The 20,869-nt window shown below is 68.7% G+C and carries 17 protein-coding genes; 8 read left to right on the forward strand and 9 right to left on the reverse strand.

The genetic code is table 11. The features are described from left to right. The first annotated feature begins 62 nt into the window (after positions 1 to 62). A complete protein-coding gene (gene dxs / locus VG502_RS00790) occupies positions 63 to 1,949 on the forward strand; it encodes a 1-deoxy-D-xylulose-5-phosphate synthase (RefSeq protein ID WP_325547785.1) in 1,887 nt (628 codons plus the stop codon). Positions 1,950 to 2,152: 203 nt separating this feature from the next. Next, positions 2,153 to 3,064 (forward strand): aminoglycoside phosphotransferase family protein, encoded by a 912-nt coding sequence (locus VG502_RS00795; RefSeq protein WP_325547787.1) that lies wholly within the window; start codon positions 2,153 to 2,155, stop codon positions 3,062 to 3,064. A 110-nt stretch (positions 3,065 to 3,174) separates the two neighbouring features. On the opposite strand, the gene VG502_RS00800 is transcribed toward VG502_RS00795, so the two are convergent. Further along, positions 3,175 to 4,458 (reverse strand): YbiU family protein, encoded by a 1,284-nt coding sequence (locus tag VG502_RS00800; protein ID WP_325547789.1) that lies wholly within the window; start codon positions 4,456 to 4,458, stop codon positions 3,175 to 3,177. Between the two features lie 90 nt (positions 4,459 to 4,548). Between VG502_RS00800 and VG502_RS00805 the strand changes: the two genes are divergently transcribed. Then, a complete protein-coding gene (locus tag VG502_RS00805) occupies positions 4,549 to 5,649 on the forward strand; it encodes an ROK family transcriptional regulator (protein ID WP_325547791.1) in 1,101 nt (366 codons plus the stop codon). Between the two features lie 9 nt (positions 5,650 to 5,658). Here the strand turns inward: VG502_RS00805 and VG502_RS00810 are convergent, their stop codons facing one another. Then, positions 5,659 to 6,687, reverse strand: coding sequence for an FUSC family protein (locus VG502_RS00810; protein WP_325547792.1), 1,029 nt, complete (start codon positions 6,685 to 6,687; stop codon positions 5,659 to 5,661). A 110-nt stretch (positions 6,688 to 6,797) separates the two neighbouring features. On the opposite strand from VG502_RS00810, the gene VG502_RS00815 reads away from it, so the two are divergent. Then, positions 6,798 to 7,388, forward strand: a complete 591-nt coding sequence (locus VG502_RS00815) for a hypothetical protein (protein ID WP_325547794.1) — start codon at positions 6,798 to 6,800, stop codon at positions 7,386 to 7,388. A 197-nt stretch (positions 7,389 to 7,585) separates the two neighbouring features. Further along, complete coding sequence (locus VG502_RS00820; RefSeq protein WP_325547795.1) at positions 7,586 to 9,091, forward strand: DEAD/DEAH box helicase; 1,506 nt, start codon at positions 7,586 to 7,588, stop codon at positions 9,089 to 9,091. Between the two features lie 51 nt (positions 9,092 to 9,142). On the opposite strand, the gene VG502_RS00825 is transcribed toward VG502_RS00820, so the two are convergent. The 6 genes from VG502_RS00825 to VG502_RS00850 form a co-directional block, all read right to left on the reverse strand. After that, on the reverse strand, positions 9,143 to 9,931 hold the full coding sequence (locus VG502_RS00825; protein WP_325547797.1) for a glycerophosphodiester phosphodiesterase family protein: 789 nt from the start codon (positions 9,929 to 9,931) through the stop codon (positions 9,143 to 9,145). 85 nt (positions 9,932 to 10,016) lie between these two features. Next, entirely contained in the window at positions 10,017 to 11,549 is a 1,533-nt protein-coding gene (locus tag VG502_RS00830) for a helix-turn-helix domain-containing protein (RefSeq protein WP_325547798.1), read from the reverse strand. A gap of 123 nt (positions 11,550 to 11,672) precedes the next feature. Beyond that, positions 11,673 to 13,784, reverse strand: coding sequence for a 3-hydroxyacyl-CoA dehydrogenase NAD-binding domain-containing protein (locus VG502_RS00835; RefSeq protein ID WP_325547800.1), 2,112 nt, complete (start codon positions 13,782 to 13,784; stop codon positions 11,673 to 11,675). Then, positions 13,784 to 15,022, reverse strand: coding sequence for a thiolase family protein (locus tag VG502_RS00840; protein WP_325547801.1), 1,239 nt, complete (start codon positions 15,020 to 15,022; stop codon positions 13,784 to 13,786). Before VG502_RS00840 ends, VG502_RS00835 begins: the two co-directional genes overlap by 1 nt. A gap of 51 nt (positions 15,023 to 15,073) precedes the next feature. Beyond that, complete coding sequence (locus tag VG502_RS00845; protein ID WP_325547803.1) at positions 15,074 to 16,351, reverse strand: HRDC domain-containing protein; 1,278 nt, start codon at positions 16,349 to 16,351, stop codon at positions 15,074 to 15,076. Positions 16,352 to 16,361: 10 nt separating this feature from the next. Continuing rightward, entirely contained in the window at positions 16,362 to 16,949 is a 588-nt protein-coding gene (locus tag VG502_RS00850; protein ID WP_325547804.1) for a DUF3000 domain-containing protein, read from the reverse strand. A 38-nt stretch (positions 16,950 to 16,987) separates the two neighbouring features. On the opposite strand from VG502_RS00850, the gene hemE reads away from it, so the two are divergent. Beyond that, on the forward strand, positions 16,988 to 18,136 hold the full coding sequence (hemE, locus tag VG502_RS00855; protein WP_414655687.1) for a uroporphyrinogen decarboxylase: 1,149 nt from the start codon (positions 16,988 to 16,990) through the stop codon (positions 18,134 to 18,136). Here hemE and yczE read toward each other — a convergent pair. After that, positions 18,051 to 18,773 (reverse strand): membrane protein YczE, encoded by a 723-nt coding sequence (gene yczE / locus VG502_RS00860; protein ID WP_325547807.1) that lies wholly within the window; start codon positions 18,771 to 18,773, stop codon positions 18,051 to 18,053. The two genes, hemE and yczE, sit on opposite strands and share 86 nt — an antisense overlap. A 124-nt stretch (positions 18,774 to 18,897) precedes the next feature. Between yczE and yczR the strand changes: the two genes are divergently transcribed. Then, complete coding sequence (yczR, locus tag VG502_RS00865) at positions 18,898 to 20,346, forward strand: MocR-like transcription factor YczR (protein WP_325547809.1); 1,449 nt, start codon at positions 18,898 to 18,900, stop codon at positions 20,344 to 20,346. Between the two features lie 49 nt (positions 20,347 to 20,395). Continuing rightward, complete coding sequence (locus VG502_RS00870) at positions 20,396 to 20,857, forward strand: VOC family protein (RefSeq protein WP_325547811.1); 462 nt, start codon at positions 20,396 to 20,398, stop codon at positions 20,855 to 20,857. Positions 20,858 to 20,869: the final 12 nt, after the last annotated feature.

Genomic DNA, 20,869 nt, shown 5'->3' on the forward strand with positions numbered 1-20,869 from the left:
CGCGTCTACCGACGCGTAGACTCGATCGACGCGTATGACGAAGACGAAAGGCACGAGCTGAAGTGGGACTGGAAGCGGGACTGCTCGACACCATCTCCTCGCCCGAGGACCTGCGGCGGGTTCCCGCGGACCGCCTGGACGACCTCGCCGGTGAGATCCGGGAATTCCTGGTCGATTCGGTCTCTCGCACCGGTGGCCACCTCGGCCCCAATCTCGGCGTCGTCGAGCTGACGATCGCCATCCACCGGGTGTTCGAGTCACCCACCGATTCCATCGTTTTCGACACCGGGCACCAATCCTACGTGCACAAGCTGCTGACCGGCCGGCACGACTTCTCCCTGCTGAAGAAGCAGGGCGGACTGTCCGGCTACCCGTCGCGGGCGGAGTCCGAGCACGACATCGTCGAGAGCTCGCACGCATCGTCCTCGTTGTCGTGGGCGGAGGGCATCGCCAAGGCGCGCGTGCTGAGTGGGGAGCCTCATCGCCATACCGTTGCGGTGATCGGTGACGGAGCGCTCACCGGCGGTATGTCGTGGGAGGCCATCAACAACATCGCGGTCGAGCGGGAGTTGCCGCTGGTGATCGTGGTCAACGACAACGAGCGCAGCTACGCCCCGACCATCGGCGGGCTCGCCGATCATCTGGCGGCACTGCGGACCACCCGGAAGTACGAGCAGATGCTCGACTGGGGCAAGACGACCCTGAAGGGCACGCCCGTCGTCGGCGACCTCGTCTACGAGACATTGCACGGCGTCAAGCGCGGGATCAAGGACATCGTCTACCCGCAGCAGGGCATGTTCGAGGACCTGGGCATCAAGTATGTCGGCCCGGTCGACGGACATGACGAGGCCGCTGTCGAGCAGGCGCTGCGCCGGGCGCGGGCGTATGGCGCCCCGTGCATCGTGCACGTGATCACCGAGAAGGGGCGCGGTTACCAGCCGGCGCTCGACGACCAGGCCGACCACATGCACGGCATCGGCAAGATCAACCCGGAGACTGGGCTGCCCTTCGAGGTGGCCGGGCGGATCTGGACCGATGAGTTCAGCGACGAGATGGTTCGATTGGGGGAGGAGCGACCGGACCTGGTCGCGATCACGGCGGCGATGATGATCCCGGTCGGGCTCGACAAGTTCGCCGAGGTCTATCCGCAGCGCGTGATCGATGTCGGCATCGCCGAGCAGCACGCGGTCACCATGGCCTCCGGGCTTGCGTACGGCGGGATGCACCCGGTCGTCGCGGTCTACGCGACATTCCTCAACCGTGCGTTCGACCAGATGCTGATGGATGCCGGATTGCACCACGCGGGAGTCACATTCGTGCTCGACCGGGCCGGCGTCACCGGCTCGGACGGTGCGTCGCACAACGGCATGTGGGACATGTCCATCTGCTCGATCGTGCCCGGCTTACGGCTTGCCGCTCCCCGCGACGGCGAGCAAGTGAAAACGCAGTTGCGCGAGGCGGTTTCGGTCGCTGATGCACCGACAGTCATCCGGTTCCCCAAGGGTGATGTCGCCGAGCCGTTGACCGCGGTGCGCACCGACGGTGCGCTCGACGTGCTGCACGATGCGACCGATCCGCAGGTGCTGATCGTCGGTGTGGGATCGATGTGCCCGACGGCGTTGCAGGTCGCGGAAAAGCTTGAGGCGCAAGGACATCCGACCCTGGTGGTGGACCCGCGGTGGGTGCTGCCGGTGTCGGAGGACGTCGTTCGCCTGGCGCGCACCGCGCAGCACGTGGTGGTCATCGAGGACAACCTGGTGTCGTCGGGTATCGGCGCGGCCGTGACACATGCACTCGGAGCGGCAGACGTGCCGGCTCGGGTGCACACGTTCGGCATACCCAAGGAATACCTCGAGCACGCCTCCCGTGGTCAGGTCCTCGAGGCGATCGGCCTGACCCCCGACGTCATCGGCACGCAGCTGATCGCGCGCCTGTCCGCGCACGAGTGACCTCCGAACACGAGGACACGAGCGAAGCCGGTCACGGACCCGGCTCTCGCGGGCTGAGCAGTGCGGCGGAGCGAAGCGGGGGAGCGCGTATCGAAACCCGATCCTCCGCCACTTCCCAACGCTGGCAAACGGATTCGTGGCGCCAGGAGGCGACGCGCTGGATCGACGAGTCACTGGAACGCCGTGGTATCACCCGGGTTCCGGTGACGCCGCGCCAGCCGCGGGTGCGTGCCTGGTCGACGCAGCTGGTGGTCGACACCTCGGCCGGGCGGGCATGGTTCAAGGCGTGTTCGCCGAGCACGTCTCCGGAACCGGCCATCTACCGGCTGCTCACCCGGGTGGCGCCGGACCGCCTGCCGGAGGTGTGGGCGTCGGACGAGGAGAACGGCTGGCTGCTGATGCCCGAGCAGGGCTCGCAGCTGCGCGAGGTGGCCGATGCCGACAGCATCGTCGGACTGTGGTCGGGGGTGCTGCGCCGGTATGCGCGGCTGCAGCGCGCGTCCACCGAGGTCGTCGACGGGCTGGTGGCCGCCGGTGTGCCGCGCTGGGGCCCTCAGGAACTGGTGTCGTGCTGGCTCGAGGGGCGTGGCGCCGCAGTGCCCGAGACGGAGCGTCCGTTGCGCGAGGCCGCCGCGCGGCTTTCCGCGTCGGATCTCCCGGACACCATCCAGCACAACGACCTGCATGCCGGGAACGTCTTCTGCACGGACGGTTCGGCGGCCGCCATACACGACTCGCGGTTCTTCGACTGGGGTGACGCGTACGTCGGAAACCCGTTGTGTTCCTTGCTGATTGCGTTCGCCGGGCCGGCATACCACTTCGGCCTACCGGCCGATCCCGAGCGCGATGCGCGCTTGATGCGGTCGTATGCCGCGGCCTGGGCCGACTGGGTCCCGAGCGCGCGACTGATCGAGCTGCTGCCCGACGCGCTGCTGATCGCCAAGCTCGCCCGGATCCGCGCCAACGAGCGCGCGTTGGAGCACGCCACCGCGGCCGAACATGCCGAGTGGGCGCCGCGGATCATCGACCCGGTTGTCGAGGAGATTCTCACCGCGACCGGTGTGGAACTGCCCACCGTCGCGGATGCGCCCGCTGACGGTCCAAACGGCGATTGACGCTCGAAACAGCGGCTGACGGTGCAGCAGGGGCGTCAGTCGCTGTTTCGAGCGTCAATCGCGGTATGACGGGAAATTTCGAGGGCCAGGCACGGCCGAGGCGAGCGTGGTCAGTCGGTGAGGCCGAGGCCGCGACGGCCGGTGTCGTTGAGCTCGGCTTCGCTGAAGCGGCGTACCCAGTCGCGCTCGTAGTGTTCGGCCGGGAAGTCGCTCGGGCTGTCGCCTGCGCGGAACGCGGCGCGGACGGACTCGGCATACGCCTCGTTGCGCGGGCACCAGGGGGCGGCCGGGATGTACATGACGTTGCCCCAGCCGACCTGGTCCTGCACGGAGTCGACGCCGTGGATCATGTCGCAGTGCCACCACACCGAGTCTCCGGCTTGTATGTCGGGCAGGCCGCTCAGCGCTTCCATCAGCAACGGGTGCCACTTCCAACCGGCGGGGAACACCTGGTTGGTCGTCACGCCGCACATGTCGTCGTCCGGGACGTCCTCCAGCAGCGGACGGAGCATCAGGTAGGCCATCGCCTCCGGGATGGGGACGGTCTGCAGCACGCCCTGGTCGTGCCGCATGTCCGACAGTGCGGTCCAGCCCTGGAAGGTGCGGAACGCGGAACACATTGTGCTGCCTGGGTATTGCTTGCCGCTGGTTCGGTATGCCGCATCCCACGGGTCGTACTGCTCGACCGAGCCGTCGAAGAGATGCCGGAACGCCTGCTGGTTGGCCTGCGTCATCCACAGATCCAGCGTTCCGGGGTCCAAGTGCGTGCCGAGGCCTGCTGAATCGGCGCCCGGCGGGCGACGGCGAATGCGGTCCGGGTAGAGCGAGCCACGGTCGGGGTCGAACCATCGTTGTCCCTCGGACTCACTGCGCCAGGCGTGGTTGAGGAACGACTGCACGGTCGCCATCCGGTCGCTCTGTCGCGCCTCCATCTGCGCGTGCGACCAGTAGACCGGGTAGATCTCCGGCTTGGACCCGACCGAGCCGAAGAAGTCGTCGCCGGGCCCCCGGTAGTTCTCGAAGAAATGATTGCGCTCGACGTAGTCGACGATGTCGGCGTCCCACGCGTGAGCCTGCTCGCGGGGAAAGTGCCCGCGAATGACGACACAACCGCGTCGGCGGATCAGGTCGTGCAGTGCCGGATGGTTAGCAAGGTCGGCCAGTTCGTCGAATTCGATGATGGGCCAAGGGGTTCGGCCCTCTGTGCGCAGCTGCTGGATCTCCGCGACCTGCGCGGCGATCCGGCGCTCGACCACCTCGAAGACCTCCGTGACGGAGCGCCCCGAGGCTTCGATGCGCTGCCGCAGGGCGAGTTTGATCTCCCGGATCGCACCACCCAGATCCTGGGGCGGGTCCGGCCAGTGGGGAAGGGTCGGGGTCGCAGTGGTCGGCATGATCACTCCTGTTTGGTAAGGCGTCCTTACCAACGCAGAGTATGACACTTCGTGCACAATAGGCAAGAGTCCTAACGAAGTGAGGCTGGTATGGCGGGAGCACCACCGGACGTGTTGCGCGCCGGGACGGACCGACGCGTCCTCGAGCTGTTGTATGACGGCCCGCTCAGTCGTGCCGAGCTCGCGGCGCAGGGCGGGTTCTCGAAGCCGACCGCATCGGAGAGCATGCGACGCCTCGAGGCGCGCGGGCTGGTGGGGGAGACCGGTGATCGCCGGCGCGGGGTCGGACGCAGCGCCACTTTGATGGGGATCCGTCCCGATGCCGGCCTCGGGTTGGCGGTCATGATCGAGCCTTCCGCCATACGGGCGAGCACGCATGGGGTGTCCGGCGCCGTCGTCGGCGAGTCCGAGGTCGAGCTGCTCTCGGGTCACGGCCCGCGCGCGGTGGCGACGGCGCTGCGGAAGGCGGTCCGAGCTGTCGCGACATCGGCATCTGTCCCGATCCGGGCGGCGGCGGTCAGTGCCGCCGATCCGGTGCGGCGTTCCGACGGCCGGTTGGTCGAGTTGCCGGATGCACCCTTCCTCGTCGGATCGCTCGATGCGCGCAAGGCGCTCTCGCCATACGTCGAGGGCGAGGTGCTGGTCGACAACGACGTCAACTGGGCGGCGGGCGCCGAGTTGTCGGCTCGTCCGGGCGTCGCAGACTTCGGCTACTTGCACCTCGGCACCGGCCTGGGCGGTGCCGTGCTCAATGACGGAGTCGTCCGGCGCGGCCACCACGGTTTGGTCGGCGAAATCGCCCATGTCGTCGTGGCAGGACCGCAGGGGCGCGCGATGCCCATTACCCAAGTCTTCGCCGAAATGGGCCTGCGGCAAGCGAATTCGACGGCCATCGAGATCGCGCGTGTGCAGGACGCACTGCAGGATTCGAGCACGGCAGCGGTACTCGGCCGAGCGCTGGCGGGAGTGGTCAGTGGGTTCGTCGCGCTGGCGGATCCGGAGTTCACCGTGGTCGCCGGACCCTGGGGCGAACTCGCCCTGCCGTGGCTCGAGAGTGCCCTGCGAGATGCTCCGCGCGCCGCGACCGTCGTCAGCCCGATCGTGGATCAGCCGTCACTGGTGGGTGTCCGTGCTGGAGCCGTGTCAGCACTGCGGCAGTGGGTTTCGGACGCGGCCGTCGCCCAGGTGTGACCCGTGGCGTCAGCGGCGCAGCAGCCGCCGCCATGGGACCAGCATCGCCAGGGCGATCACTGCACCCAATGCGGTTTCCACTGCCCGATCGGTCAGCACCGGCCCGATCGGGCGTGGCGCGGAGAGCTGGCCCATCAGCAGTGCCAACGGCGTGATGGCGAGCAACGCGATCGCGTAGTTGCGGCCCACGAGCAGCTCCGCAGCCATCTGCAACGCCATGATGAGCACGACCATGACAATCGGCGACGGGTGGGTCGCGAGCAGTGGCCACGCCACGAGCACGCCGGCCAGGGTGCCGATCACTCGATGCGCGCCGCGGACGATCTGAATCTGCCGGCGCGGACCGGTCAAGGTCGCCACGACGGCGACCATCGCCCATGACGGATGGGACCCGCCCAGGCCGGTCGAGATCGTCCCCGCGACGACGATGCCGATCAGTAGGCGTAGCAAGGTGATCCGCTGCACCGGGTCTCGCAGCGTGCCTTCGAGGTTCGCGGTGGGCACCACCGCTCGCGGCCGTTGTGCCGGCTCACGGAGTGCACCCACGCGGCCCACCAACATGGCGAACGCGGCGCTGAGTGCGGCCACGCCGGCTGCGATCGGCACGAGCTCCGCTCGGCCGGGAATCGACGCCGACACCGTGATCCCGAAGACCAGGAAGATCGACCCCGGTGGGTGCCAGCGGAAGGCCGAGGAGACGATCTGGCCCGTGACGGACACCAATGCCGCGCCGGGGACCGTCCACCAGGCACGTCCCGGCAACAGTGCGATCGTCGCGCCCAGCACGACCGAGAGCGTCAGGAAGAGACCGGCCATCGCCTGCATGCCGGTCCGCTCGGCATACCCGCTGCGGCGGCCGTAGAGCGAGGTGAACGCCCCGAATGCGGCATACGCGGCCCAGTCGGTGTGATCGATCAGGACCAGGATCAGCAGCGGTATGGCGACCGAGACGCCCGCCCGCGCGGCGACCCGATGGGCGCCCGCGTGTGGGCCGAGGACGAACGCGGAGCGAAGCGGACTCGTCGCGACATCATTCATAGCTCTCATAAGGATATTGCCCGTCCGGGTGTGGTCCTCCCCATCCTGGCTGTCGTGCTGGTCACACGGGTCTCTTGCGCGGCGGCACATCAACCGGTAGTCAAGGGAGCATGGGAGCAAGCGACGAGTCGGATCACCTCCTGGTCACCGAGGCCTGGCCACCGCATGCGAAACCCGCCGACCATGTCGTCAACCGCGTGGTCGTTCTGCCCGGCGGGGGCTATCCGATCGACGCGCCGTTGCTCTTCTGGACGGCGCTCGGGCTCGTGGAGGATGGGTGGGCCGTCCAGGCCGTACGTTGGCAGCGGCCGCCGATGGAGGCCGGATTCGTGCGGGAGGCGCTCGAGCTCGCGTTGCGGGAGGCGCCGGCCGCGGAGCAGACCCTGATCGTGGCCAAGTCGCTCGGCACACTCGCCGCACCGGTGGCGGCCGAGCTCGATCTGCCTGCCGTGTGGCTGACACCGGTGTTGTCGGACACGGTTGTAGCGCAGGCGCTTTCGGCATACCCGGCGCAGCAGCTGGTTGTCGGGGGCTCGGCAGATGAGTTGTGGCCGCCCGTCGCCCCGCGTCCCTCCGGTGAGGTGATGTATGTCGACGGTGCGGACCACGCAATGCACCGAGGGGGAGTGCGCGAGAGCAACGAGCTGCATATGGACGTCGTCGAACGGGTGCGAGCGTTCGCCGCCACCCTCGGTCCGTGAACGTGTGTCGCAGGTCACGTACCGCGTTGTGCCGTCGGCCGATTCGTCAAGACCACAGGTGACCCGATAGCCTGTTGGCATCTGCTCGTCCCAGTTCTCGCCACGAGTTGATCCGCATGTTGAGCACGCTCCATGCGCAGCCCCTGATCACAGGAACCGGCTGGTCAGGCGAGGCAACCGAAGAGAACGTAGCTTTCGTGACCTCATCGTTCGATGCCCTCGGCGTGCCCGCACGCCTCGTCGACGTCCTTGCCGCACAGGACATTTCGACTCCCACCCCGATCCAAGCGGCAACCCTGCCCGACTCGCTGGCCGGACGTGACGTCCTCGGCCGCGGTCGCACCGGCAGTGGCAAGACCTACGCATTCGCACTACCGCTCGTGTCCCGGCTGCAGGAAAGTAACGCCAAGCGCACGCCCGGCCGTCCCCGCGCCCTCATTCTCGCGCCGACGCGCGAGCTGGTCGCGCAGATCCAGGACGCGATCAAGCCTCTTGCCGACGCAGCGCAGCTCAACACACTGACGGTGATCGGTGGCGTCGGCCAGAACCCGCAGGTGCGCGGATTGCGTTCCGGCGTCGACATTCTCATCGCCTGTCCAGGTCGGCTCGAGGACCTGATCAGCCAGGGCCACTGCTCGCTCGCGGCAGTTGAGATCACCGTGCTGGACGAGGCGGACCACATGGCCGACCTCGGCTTCCTGCCCGGTGTGCGCCGGCTGCTGAAGCAGACGCCGGCCTCGGGTCAGCGGCTGCTCTTCTCCGCCACGCTCGACAAGGCGATCGATGGCGTGGTCCGTGAGTTCCTGCACAATCCCGTGACGCACGAGGCGGATTCGGCCCAGTCGCCGGTCGCCAAGATGAGCCACCACGTGCTGCACATCGCCAACCGCGACTTGCGCGTGCCGGTGCTGGCCGACCTCGCGTCCGCGCCCGGTCGCACGGTCGTCTTCACGCGCACGAAGTATGGCGCCAAGGCGCTGGCACGCCAGCTGAACAAGCGTGGTGTGCCGGCGGTGGACCTGCACGGCAACCTCGGCCAGAACGCCCGGACCCGCAACCTGGCGGCGTTCCACTCCGGCGCCGCGAACACCCTGGTCGCCACCGACGTCGCGGCCCGCGGCATCCACGTCGACGATGTGGCCCTCGTGGTGCACGCCGACCCGCCCGCCGAGCACAAGGCATACCTGCACCGCTCCGGTCGCACGGCACGTGCGGGCGCCGAAGGCACCGTCATCACCTTGATGACCGACGACCAGCGCAACGACGTCCGCAGCCTGACCAAGGCGGCCGGCATCAAGCCGACCACGACGCGTGTCGCCGGCACCGACAACCCGGTGCTGCGCGAGCTCGCCCCGGGCGAGCGGGTGCTCGTCGACGGCGGGTATGCCGCTCCGGCCCAGGCACAGCAGCCCGCCAGGTCCGGCGGCGGGCGCAGCGAGCAGTCCGGCGGCCGCAAGCAGGGCAACGGCCAGCGATCCGGCCGTAACCGCGGAAGCGGGAACGGAAACGGCGGCGGCAATGGTCGTCGCCGGAACGACAGTCGGGCCGACAGTCGTGGCGGTGCCAACGGCTCCGCCGCGGGCGGCCGCTCGGCCGGCGCCCGCTCCGGCGGACAGCGCCGGTCCGGTGGTGGCTCCGGCTCGGGTCCGGCTCGCAACGGCGGCGGTCACTCCGCGGCGTCGTTCAGCTCCGGGCGTCGCTGACCCGAAGCGAATAACCGGCAACGGTCGCTGGTTAGGGGCGGGACAGCCCGCTCAGCTGACCCACTGACCGCGCGCGACCAGCACGTCGCGCAGTCGGTCAGCGCGGTCGGTCATGATGCCGTCGACGCCGAGATCCAGCAGCTCCTGCATCTGGGTCTCGTCGTCGATGGTCCACACATGCACCTGCACGCCCGCGTTGTGCGCCCGGCGCAGTGATGCATCGGTGACCACCCGGATGCGTCCTGCCGCCCGCGGAACCTGCAAACAGTCGACATCGCGAAGGGCGTTCTGACCCAACGGAATCCGTGCCCAGGCCGGAGTGCGGCCACCGACCACGAAACGGCTGATCACCGACCTTCCGCCGGACGTCGCCACCGGCCGCGACAGTCGGCGCAGCACCGCTCGTCGTCGCTCGTCCGAGAACGACGCAACGCACACCCGATCATGGGCACGGTGCCGCTCGATGACCTCCACCAGCGGCTGCACCGCTGACTCGGCCTTGCAGTCGATGTTCACCCGCAGCTCCGGCCACGACTCGAGCACCATGTCGAGTGTCGGAATCTCCTGCGTGCCGGCGATCTTCGCCTGGCGCACCACACTCCATGGCCGTTCGGCGATCACCCCCGAGCCGTCGGTGACGCGCTCGAGCCGGTCGTCGTGAAAGGCGATGAGGGTCCCGTCGACGGTGGCGTGGACATCGGTCTCGACATACCGGAAACCGAGATCGACGGCCGCGGCGAATGCCGGGAGCGAATTCTCCGGTGCACCGGGGCCATTGGTGAAGCCCCGGTGCGCCATCGCGATCACATCGGGATGGTCGAAGAACGCGGTCCGCGTCATCGAGGCGGTGGAGGCGCGAAGATGACAGCCGGGTCGGGCGCAGCGCAGCAAGCCCGGCCCGACGCGCGGAATCGAGCCATGAGATTCAGATGTCGCGGAACGTCTGGATGTCGGCACCCAGCTTGTTGAGCCGGGTGTCGAGCTCCTCGTAGCCGCGGTCGATCACGTAGATGTTGCGCAGCACCGAGACGCCCGGAGCAGCAAGCATCGCCAGCAGTATGACGACGGCGGGCCGCAGCGCCGGCGGCGACATGACCTCGGCCGCACGCCACCGCGTGTTGCCCTCGATCATCACCCGGTGCGGGTCCATCAGGTGCACCTTGGCACCGAGCGAGTTGAGCTCGGTCAGGTAGATCGCGCGGTTCTCATAGACCCAGTCGTGCAGGGTCGTGGTGCCCTGCGCGTAGGCAGCGATGACCGCGAAGAACGGCAGGTTGTCGATGTTGAGCCCGGGGAACGGCATCGGGTGGATCTTGTCCTTGGGCGCCGTCAGCGGACCGGGCTTGGTGGTGATGTCGACCAGCCGGGTCTTGCCGTTGGCCGAGGTGTATTCCTCACCCTCGATCTCGTACTTCATGCCCATGCCCTCGAGCAGGGTCAGCTCGATCTCCATGAACTCGATCGGCACACGCCGAATGGTGATCTCGGACTCGGTGACGACCGCGGCCGCGACGAGGGTCATCGCCTCGATCGGGTCCTCGGACGGGTGGTACTCGACGTCCTCGTTGATCTCCTTGACGCCGTGCACGCGCAGTGTGGTGGTGCCGACGCCCTCGATCCGCACCCCGAACTTCTCCAGCATGAAGCACAGGTCCTGGACCATGTAGTTGGGGCTGGCGTTGTGGATGACGGTCTCACCGTCGTGCAAAGCCGCTGCGAACAAAGCGTTTTCGGTGACGGTGTCGCCGCGCTCGGTGAGAATGATCGGCTTGGTCGGGTGGACCGACGGGTCGACCTTGGCGTGGTAGTAGCCGTGGCTGGCAACGACGTCGAGACCGAACGCACGCAGTGCGTAGAGGTGCGGCTCGACCGTCCGCGAGCCGAGGTCACAACCGCCGGCGTTGGGCAGCTGGAACTCGTCGAACTGGTGCAGCAGCGGGCCCAGGAACATCAGGATGGTCCGGGTGCGGCGCGCCGCCGTCTCGTCCATCGCACCCAGGTCGAACTGCGCGGGCGGGATGATCTCGAGGTCGCTGCTGTCGGGCAGCCAGCGGGTCTTGACGCCGATGGAGGTCAGCACCTCGGTGATGCGGTTGACCTCCTCGATGCGCGCCAGATTGCGCAGCGTGGTCTTGCCCTTGTTCAGGAGGGTCGCGCACAGGCAGGCGACCGCGGCGTTCTTGGAGGTGCGGACGTCGATCTCGCCGGACAGCTTGCGCCCGCCCTTGATCCGCAGGTTGAGAGGTGTCGAGGAAGCAACGGCCACGACCTCGGTGTCGAGCGCCTCGCTGATGCGGGCCAGCGTCTCCAGGCTGAGGTTCTGCTTGCCTTGTTCGATACGGGCGACCGCACTCTGCGATGTTTGCAGCGCCTCGGCCAACTCGTTCTGAGTGAGCTTCTTGTGCCGCCGCGCGTCGCGGATGAGTGTTCCGACGCGGGAGAGGTAGTCATCGGTCATGTCGCGAGTGTAGCTCACATATGAGATTGAAACGGGCTCTGCGACACGCGATGCGTGTCACAGAGCCCGTTTCGGTCCCGAAATTGTTACGCCGTGGTATGTCGGCGCCGATTCAGCTCTTCGTCAGCTGCTCGTCACGGAGGCGACACCCGGCTCGAGGAACCGCTTGCCGGTGACCTTCTCGCTGATCCCGGTGCGGTCCAGCAGCGGGGTGACGCCACCGTTCCAGAACGGGAAGCCCGCCCCGGTGATCATCGCCAGGTCGATGTCCTCGGGTGCCTGCACGACACCCTCGTCCAGCATCTTGCGCACCTCGTCGGCCAGCGACTCCAGTGCCCGCTCGCGCACCTGTTCGGCGGTGAGCGCGACCGGTGACGCCGGCGCCTCGAAGAGTTCGAGCACCTTCGGGTCGATGGCGCCGTCGCTGCCGTAGAAGCTCGGGATCTTCGCCTCGACCACCTTGGCCAGGTTGGGGGAGACGTAGAACCGCTCCGGGAACGCCTTGGTCAGCGTCTCGCTGTTGTGCAGCGCGATCGCCGGGCCGACCAGGCTGATCAGCATGAACGGCGGCATCGGGGTCAGCCCCGCGAACGCCTGCTCCACGACCTCGATCGGAGTGCCCTCGTCGACGATCCGGCCCGCGTCGCCCATGAAGCGGCCGAGCAGGCGGTTGACCACGAATGACGGGGAGTTCTTCACCAGGATGCTGGTCTTGCCCAGCCCCCGCGAGGTCGCGAACGCCGTCGCCAGGGTGGCGTCGTCGGTCCGGTCTCCCCGGATGATCTCCAGCAGCGGCATGACCGCGACCGGGTTGAAGAAGTGGAAGCCCACGACCCGCTCCGGGTGCTGCAGTTCGGAGGCCATCTCGGTGATGTCCAGCGACGAGGTGTTCGTCGCCAGCACGCACTCGGGCGACACGACGGCCTCGACCTCGGCGAAGACCTTCTTCTTGACCGACATCTCCTCGAAGACGGCTTCGATCACGAAGTCGGCGTCGGCGAAGCCGTCCTTGCTGGTCGACCCGGACACCAGTGCCTTCAGGCGGTTGGCGCCGTCGGAGTTGAGCCGGCCCTTCGCAAGCAGCTTGTCGATCTCGGCGTGGGTGTAGGCCACGCCCTTGTCGACCCGCTCCTGATCGAGGTCGGTGAGCAGCACCGGCACCTTCAGCTTGCGGGCGAAGAGCAGCGCCATCTGGCTGGCCATCAGGCCCGCGCCGACGATGCCGACCTTGGTGACCTTGCGGGCCAGTGACTTGTCCGGCGCACCGGCCGGACGCTTCGCCCGCTTCTGCACCAGGTTGAAGGCGTAGAGACCCGCGCGCAGCTCGTCGCTCATGATCAGGTCTGCCAGCGCTTGGTTCTCGGCCTCGAACGCGTCCTCCCGGCTCGCCGTACGCGCTGCACGCATCAGCTCGATCGCCTTGTATGGCGCCGGCGACGCCTTGCCCGTCTTGGCATCGGCCTCGGCCTGTGCCTCGTCCAGGGGAGCGTTCCACGCATCCTCGGAGGTGTCGACCGGAGCGCGTTCGACCTTCTCCTCGCCCTTGATGACGCGCGCGGCGAAGGCCAGGGAGTCCTCCAGGAAGGTGACCGGCTGCAGCAGACGGTCGGCCAGACCCAGCTCGAAGGCGTTCTTGCCCTTGATCATCCGGTTCTGCGACAGCGGGTTCTTGATGATCAGCTGGGCGGCCTTCTCGGTGCCGATGAGGTTCGGCACGAGGTAGGTGCCACCCCAGCCGGGAACCAGTCCGAGGAAGCACTCCGGCAACGCATAGGCCGGCACGTCGGACGAGATGGTGCGGTAGTCGGCATACAGGGCGACCTCGACACCGCCACCCATCGACGCGCCGTTGATGAACGCGAAGGTGGGGACGGACAGCTGCGTGATCTTGTTGAACGCCTCGTGGCCGGTGCGGGCGATCTCCAGCGCCTGGTCCCGGTCGGTGATCGACGGGATGCCGGTGATGTCCGCGCCGACGGCGAAGATGAACGGCTTGCCGGTGATGCCGGCACCGACGATCTCGCCCTTGGTGGCGCGCTCGGCGAGGGTGTCGAGCGCGTCGCTCAGCTCGGCCAGGCCGGCCGGCCCGAACGAGCTGGGCTTGGTGTGGTCGAAGCCGTTGTCCAGCGTGATCAGCGCGAAAGTGCCTGCGCCGCCGGGCAGTTCGACGTCCTGGACGTGCGCGTGGGTGACGACCTCGTCGCGTGCGGGTGCCTGCTGTGCGGTGTCGGTCATCACGCGGCTCCTTCCGAGTCAGTGCTGCTGACGCTGCTGACGTAGTCCTTGTGGTGCGGGTTCTCCCAGATGACCGCGCCACCCATGCCGATGCCGATGCACATCGCGGTGAGGCCGTAGCGGACCTCCGGGTGCTCGGCGAACTGGCGGGACAGCTGCGTCATCAGGCGAACGCCGGAGGAAGCGAGCGGGTGACCGGTGGCGATCGCGCCGCCGTACTCGTTGACGCGCGGGTCGTCGTCGGCGATGCCGAAGTGGTCCAGGAACGACAGCACCTGGACGGCGAACGCCTCGTTGAGCTCGAAGAGGCCGATGTCGCTGATGCCCAGGCCGGCGTGGTCCAGGGCCTTCTCGGTCGCCGGGACCGGCCCGATGCCCATGACCTCGGGCTCCACGCCGACGAAGGCGTAGTTGACCAGGCGCATGCCGACCGGCAGGCCGAGCTCGGTCGCCGCGCGCTCGGAGGCGAGCAGGCAGGCGGTGGCGCCGTCGTTCAGGCCGGCGGCGTTGCCCGCGGTCACGTTGCCGTGCGGACGGAACGGCGTCTTCAGCTGCGCCAGGTCCTCGACCGTCGTGCCGGGACGCGGCGGCTCGTCGGCCGTTGCCAGGCCCCAGCCCTTGTCCTCGTGGCGGGTCGCCACGGGCACCAGGTCGGGCTGGATCTTGTTCTCGGCATACGCCTTGGCCAGCTTGTTCTGGCTGCCCACGGCGAACGCGTCGCAGCGCTCCTTGGTGATCTCCGGGAAGCGGTCGTGCAGGTTCTCGGCGGTCTCGCCCATGACGAGCGCCGACGGGTCGACGAGCTTCTCGGCGATGATCCGCGGGTTCGGGTCGACACCCTCACCCATGGGGTGGCGCCCCATGTGCTCGACACCACCGGCGATGGCGATGTCGTAGGAACCGAACGCGATGCTCGACGCGGTGTTGGTCACCGCCGTCATGGCGCCGGCGCACATGCGGTCGATCGAGTAGCCCGGAGTGGTCTTGGGCAGGCCGGCGAGCAGGCCGGCCACGCGACCCAGGGTCAGGCCCTGGTCGCCGATCTGGGTGGTTGCCGCGAGCGCGACCTCCTCGACCTTGGCCGGGTCGAGGTCGGGCTGGCGACGCAGAAGTTCACGGATGCATTTGATGACCAGGTCGTCGGCGCGGGTCTGGGCGTACATGCCCTTTTCCCCGGCCTTGCCGAACGGTGTGCGGACACCATCGACGAAGACGACCTCAGAGAGCGTGCGGGGCACGGTGCCTCCCGAGAGTGGGACGAGTTGACGGAGTCGACTCTAACCCGGTTGTTACTCGCCAGTAGCAGGGGGTTCGTCCGGCGCCTCGAGGATGTATGGCGCCACCAGGTCGATCTGCCACGGACGCGCTCCGAGCTCGGCGAGGCGTGCGCGAATCGCGTTGTCCGTCAACGGTTTCGGGGGAGTCCACAGCACTCGGCGCAGGGTGTCCGGAGTGATGAGGTTCTCGATGGGGACGTGATGCTGCTCGGCGAAGTCGGTGAGTGCCGCGCGGACGAACGACAGCCGGGCGGCAGCCTCCGGATTGCGGTCGGCCCAGGTGCGCTGCGGGGGAGGAGCATCGTTGCGCACGGTGGCCGGGGGCAGGTCGGCGTCCTTCATGGCGGCGACGCGCTCGATGGCGTCCAGCCAGCGGCCGGCATACCGGCTGGTGCCGCGACCGGCGAGTCGGGCGCGACTGCGGGACGCGCCCTGCAGGTTCGAGCCGACCTGCTGCAGCGCCTCGGTGGTGCGCGGCCCGGAGTTGGCCAGCTCGACGATCATCGCGTCGGGAAGGATCCGGCCGGGTGCGGTGTCGCGTTCCTGCGCGATCGCGTCGCGGGTGAGCCATAACTCGCGCACTCGCGCGACGGCCCGCTTGTCCTTGATCCGGTGCATGCCGGAGGTGCGTCGCCACGGCTCGGTCCGCTGTGCCGATCCGGTGAACGAGGTGAGCGCCGCGAAATCCTGCAGCGCCCACTCGAGCTTGCCCTGCTGCTCCAGGTCGGCGCGCAGCCGGTTGCGGACCTCTACGAGCACCTCGACATCGAGCGCGGCATAGGTGAGCCATGGCTCGGGCAGCGGCCTGGTGGACCAGTCCACCGCGGAGTGCTCCTTGGCGAGCGAGATGCCGACGTAGTGCTCGATCACCGCGGCGAGGCCGACACGGGGCAGGCCGGCCAGGCGCGAGCCGAGCTCGGTGTCGAACAGCGCGCGCGGCTGCATGCCGACCTCGGCCAGGCAGGGCAGGTCCTGGGTCGCGGCGTGCAGCACCCATTCGGCGTCGCCGATCGCCTCCTGCATCGGCGACAGGTCGGGCAGTGCGATGGGGTCCAGCAGGAAGGTGCCGGCGCCCTCGCGGCGCAACTGGACCAGGTAGGCCCGATTGCCGTAGCGGTACCCGGCGGCGCGCTCGGCATCGATGGCGACCGGCCCGTCCGCTGCGGCAACAGCGTCGGCGGCACGTTGCAGTCCGCGCTCGTCGACGATGACATCCGGTATGCCGTCGGCCGGCGCAGCCAGGACGGGGTATGCCGGAGCCGCCTCCGGCGTCTCTGGGGTTTCGCTCATCGCACCATGATCATCGTCGCTGGCCGGGCAGGGCGACGACGCCCTCCGGCAGCGGCGGCAGACCGGCGACGGTCGACAGCAGGTTGGTCCAGGCGGACAGGTGGGTGCCGAGGTCGAGCCCGATGGGCGTCCACGATGCCCGGATCTCGATCTCGACATTGCCGCCGTCCTCGGCCAGCGACCCGAAGCCCTCGGACAGGACACGGGTGACCGTGCCCGCCTCGGCGCGGAATGTGGCTCCGGCATCGCGCAGCGAGTCCATCAGCCAGCTCCAGCCGACCTGGCCGAGGAGCGGATCGGCGCCGGTCTCGGTCTCCAGCTCGGCACGGGCGTAGCTGACCAGCCGCCACGAACCTTCCCAGGGCTCAGGGAAATCCGGGTCGTGCAGCACGACGAGCCGGCCGGTCGCCAGCTCTGCCTCGTCGGTGCCGACGGTGCTGTGCACGTCCGCGGTCATCGCCAGCGAGTACGGGGCGATCCGCGCCGGAGCAGGTACTTCGGTCAGGCTGATCTCCGGTCGCAACCGCACGCTCTGCAGGTCGCGCACGGCCGCCTGGAAGTCCAGTGCTGCTGCGCCGCCAAAGTCTTGATTTCCCACGCCTGCCAGCCTAAGTCGTACAAGCCTTCGATTGCTGGATGTCGGGGCGGCGGGTCGCCGGCGAAGAAGGCCCAAGAACCGCGAGGTCGGCCCGCTCGGGGTCGTGCTCGTCGTCAGCTCGGTCACCTGCGAGGATCTGTCGCGTGACCCGCGAAGCCTCCGACCCCCGTGACAGCGCCCTGGTGCGCGCCGCGCGCGGCCTGCCGACAACACACACGCCGGTGTGGTTCATGCGCCAGGCCGGTCGCTCCCTGCCCGAGTACAAGCAGGTGCGAGCCGACGTGCCGATGCTGCAGGCATGCCGGACGCCGGAGCTGGTCTGCGAGATCACCATGCAGCCGGTGCGCCGGCACGGTGTCGACGCGGCCGTCTTCTTCAGCGACATCGTGGTGCCGCTCGCCGCCGCCGGCGTCGACGTCGACATCCACCCCGGGATCGGTCCCGTCATCGCGCATCCGGTGCGTACGGCGGCGGACGTCGACGCGTTGCCGGAGCTGACGCCGGACCGGATCGAGGACATCGCGCAGTCGGTGCGGCTGGTCACCGCCGAGCTCGGCGGCACCCCGCTGATCGGTTTCGCGGGAGCGCCGTTCACGCTCGCCAGCTACCTCGTCGAGGGCGGTCCGTCCAAGAACCACGAGCACACCAAGGCGCTCATGTATGGCGCCCCCGATGTCTGGAATGCCTTGTGCGCCAAGCTCGCCCGCATCTCCGGGACCTTCCTGCGGGTGCAGGCGGAGGCAGGGGCGAGCGCCATACAACTCTTCGACTCGTGGGTCGGCGCGCTGTCCCTCGCCGACTACCGGCGATTCGTGCTCCCGCATTCCACTGCTGCACTGGACGCGGTCGCCGACCTCGACGTGCCGCGCATCCACTTCGGTGTCGGCACCGGTGAGCTGCTGGCTGCGATGGGCGAGGCCGGCGCCGACGTGGTCGGTGTCGACTACCGGGTGCCCCTGGACGAGGCGGCGCGGCGGGTCGGCCCGTCATACAGCCTGCAGGGCAACCTCGACCCGGCGTTGCTCTTCGCGCCGTGGGAGCCGCTGGAGGCGAAGGTCCGCCAGATCCTCACCGAGGGGAAGGCTGCTCGCGGGCACATCTTCAACCTCGGGCACGGAGTGTTGCCGCACACGGATCCGGATGCGCTGACCCGGGTTGTGGAGCTGGTTCACTCGGCGACTTCCTGACCGGTTCGTCCAGCGGGACCACCAGGAAGCGCAGGAAGAACTGCACGAGCGGCCCGATCGACACGGCGTAGAGCACGGTGCCGATGCCGACGACACCGCCGAGCAGCCAGCCGACGGCGAGCACGGTGAGCTCCAGTGAGGTCCGCACCAGCCGGAGGCTCAGTCCGGTGCGCAGATGCAGGCCGGTCATCAACCCGTCCCGCGGACCGGGGCCGAGCTGGCTGCCGATGTAGAGCGCGCCACCGATCGCGTTGACCACCAACGCTGTCGGCAACATGACGATCCGCACGGTCAGCGAGTGCGGGGTGGGTATGACGGCGAGTGCGATGTTGGTCGCGATGCCGATCCAGATCGCGTTGGCGATCGTGCCGAAGCCCGGCCACTGGCGCAGCGGGATCCACAACAGCAGGACGGGGATGCTGACCAGGATGACGGTGGTGCCGAGGTCGAGCCCGAGGTGCTTCGCGACGCCGTAGTGGAAGACGTCCCACGGGTCGAGGCCGAGCCCGGCCCGCACGAAGAGTGCCATCGCGAGTCCATACAGGCTGAGACCCACGAAGAGGCGGACCAGTCGGGTGGGCAGTTTCCCGGCGCGTAGTTGCTCCCGAGGGCTGAGGGAGGCGAGAGTCGGCTTCACCCCGCCAGGATGACGTGTCGATGGCCCCTGAAAAAATAGCCACTTCGGAGTGAGTGGCGTGTTCGGGCACCTTTTCGAAGCAGTTGGCATTGCCGGAGAGGTCCACTCGGGTGACCATGGACGCATGGAAAGTCGCGTGTCCGCCCGGCGTCTCTCGGTCCTGCTCGGCCCTCGTGCCGGTGGCACCCCGGCATACAGCTGGCTGGCCGACGGCATTCGCCAGCTGGTCGCGGACGGGCGGCTGCTGCACGGCACCCGGCTGCCGAGCGAGCGGGAGCTGCTCAGCCAGCTGGGCGTCAGTCGCACCACCGTCACCCGTGCGTATGGCGTGCTGCGCGACCGCGGATACGCGTCGGCCGTGCGCGGGTCGGGCACCGTGGTGCAGGTGCCGGGCGGTCCGGTCGCCGGCGGCGGTGAGCCGTTGGAGTTGTCCTCGCTGCAGCCCAGTGGGGGTGATGTCATCGACCTGACCTGTGCGGCGCCCGCGGCGACGCCGGGGCTGAACCGCGCCTACGCGGCGGCGGTGGAGCGGATGCCGTCCTTCATCGCGGCGGCCGGCTACTTCCCGCTCGGGGTGCCGGAGCTGCGGGAGGCGCTCGCCGAGCGGTTCACCGACCGTGGCGTGGCGACCGATCCCGACCAGATCATCGTGACGACCGGCGCGCTCGCCGGGCTGGCCGCGGTCTTCCGGGCCGGCCTGAACCGCGCGGATCCGGTGGTGGTGGAGAGCCCGAGCTACCCCAACTCGGTGCGTGCTCTCGAGCACGCCGGAGCTCGGGTGATCGGGGCCCCGCTCGTCGCCGACGGCGTCGAGGAGGTCGCGGGCGTCATACGCCGGTCGAACGCGCGAATGATGTTGGCAATGCCCGACTTCCACAATCCGACCGGGCACGTCTGGTCCGACGACGAACGTGCCCACGTCGCGCGGAAGTGGCGGTCGACCGGTGTCGTCGGCGTGGTCGACGAGACGATGTCCGACACCTGGCTCGACCGCCCGATCGACGCCCGGCCGATGGCCGCCCACGCGCCGGGCTGCGTCACGGTGGGTAGTGCATCGAAGACGTTCTGGGGCGGGCTGCGCATCGGGTGGATCCGGGCCCCGCACGCGCTCGTGGGCGCGATCGCCAGGGCGCGACTGTCGATGGACCTCGGCGCGCCGGTGCTGGAGCAACTCGTGGTTGCCGGATTGTTGCGGAGCCAGGGCGGTCTGAGCGACGAGTCGCGGGAGCGCATCAAGGCGTCCCGGCAGGTGATGCTCGGGCTGGCCACGCGGTGCGCGGGATGGCAGGTGGAGGTCTCCACCGGTGGTCTCAGCCTCTGGTGGCACCTGCCCAGCGAGAGTTCGACCGCATTGGTGACTGCTGCGGAACGACGGGGCGTGCTGCTCGCGCCGGGAGCGCTCTTCGCCGTCGACGGTCGTGGGCTCGAGCGGTGGGTCCGGACGCCATACGCCCTGGACGAGGTCAGCCTGCACCGCGCGGCGGATGTGATCGCGGAGGCGTGGGGCGAGGTTGCGGCGTCCGCTCCCCGAGGTTCGCGAGTCGATGCGACCTGGCGAACCAATGCGACATAGCGAGTCGATACGGACCGCAACTGTCCGGTGGACCTGACACGTTGTCCTCATGACCCGTGATTTCCAGGTGACGTTCGATGCACTCGACCCCAGGGCCCTGTCGACCTTCTGGCGAGATGCACTCGGGTATGTCCATCCGGGACCGCCCGGGGCCGAACTCGCCGAGGGCGAGGATCCACTCGCCGCGTGGGACCGGTTCCTGGAGGAGTCCGGTGTGCCGGAGGACCAGCGCAACTCGGCGTCCGCACTGGTCGACCCCGATGACTTGCGACCGCGCATCTTCTTCCAGCAGGTGCCCGAGGCCAAGCGCGCGAAGAACAGGCTGCATCTGGACGTGCGGGCGGCACCCGGTCTGGAGGGCGACGAGCGGATGAGCGCTCTGGAGGCCGAGTGCGCCCGGCTCGTCGCGCTGGGCGCGGCGCGAGTGCGCCGCTTCGAACCCGCACCACCGATGTCGCTGGGGTTCATCGTCATGACCGACCCCGAGGGCAACGAATTCTGCCTGGACTGAGCGGTTTCCGGC

The sequence above is a fragment of the Flexivirga sp. genome (assembly GCF_035551235.1).
Lineage (GTDB): Bacteria > Actinomycetota > Actinomycetes > Actinomycetales > Dermatophilaceae > Flexivirga.

Coding starts and splice junctions, on each gene's coding strand:
- VG502_RS00800 (WP_325547789.1), bottom strand. CDS start 4,458: ATGCCGACCACTGCGACCCCGACCCTTCCCCACTGGCCGGACCCGCCC.
- VG502_RS00805 (WP_325547791.1), top strand. CDS start 4,549: ATGGCGGGAGCACCACCGGACGTGTTGCGCGCCGGGACGGACCGACGC.
- VG502_RS00810 (WP_325547792.1), bottom strand. CDS start 6,687: ATGAATGATGTCGCGACGAGTCCGCTTCGCTCCGCGTTCGTCCTCGGC.
- VG502_RS00815 (WP_325547794.1), top strand. CDS start 6,798: ATGGGAGCAAGCGACGAGTCGGATCACCTCCTGGTCACCGAGGCCTGG.
- VG502_RS00825 (WP_325547797.1), bottom strand. CDS start 9,931: ATGACGCGGACCGCGTTCTTCGACCATCCCGATGTGATCGCGATGGCG.
- VG502_RS00830 (WP_325547798.1), bottom strand. CDS start 11,549: ATGACCGATGACTACCTCTCCCGCGTCGGAACACTCATCCGCGACGCG.
- VG502_RS00835 (WP_325547800.1), bottom strand. CDS start 13,784: ATGACCGACACCGCACAGCAGGCACCCGCACGCGACGAGGTCGTCACC.
- VG502_RS00845 (WP_325547803.1), bottom strand. CDS start 16,351: ATGAGCGAAACCCCAGAGACGCCGGAGGCGGCTCCGGCATACCCCGTC.
- hemE (WP_414655687.1), top strand. CDS start 16,988: ATGTCGGGGCGGCGGGTCGCCGGCGAAGAAGGCCCAAGAACCGCGAGG.
- yczR (WP_325547809.1), top strand. CDS start 18,898: ATGGAAAGTCGCGTGTCCGCCCGGCGTCTCTCGGTCCTGCTCGGCCCT.
- VG502_RS00870 (WP_325547811.1), top strand. CDS start 20,396: ATGACCCGTGATTTCCAGGTGACGTTCGATGCACTCGACCCCAGGGCC.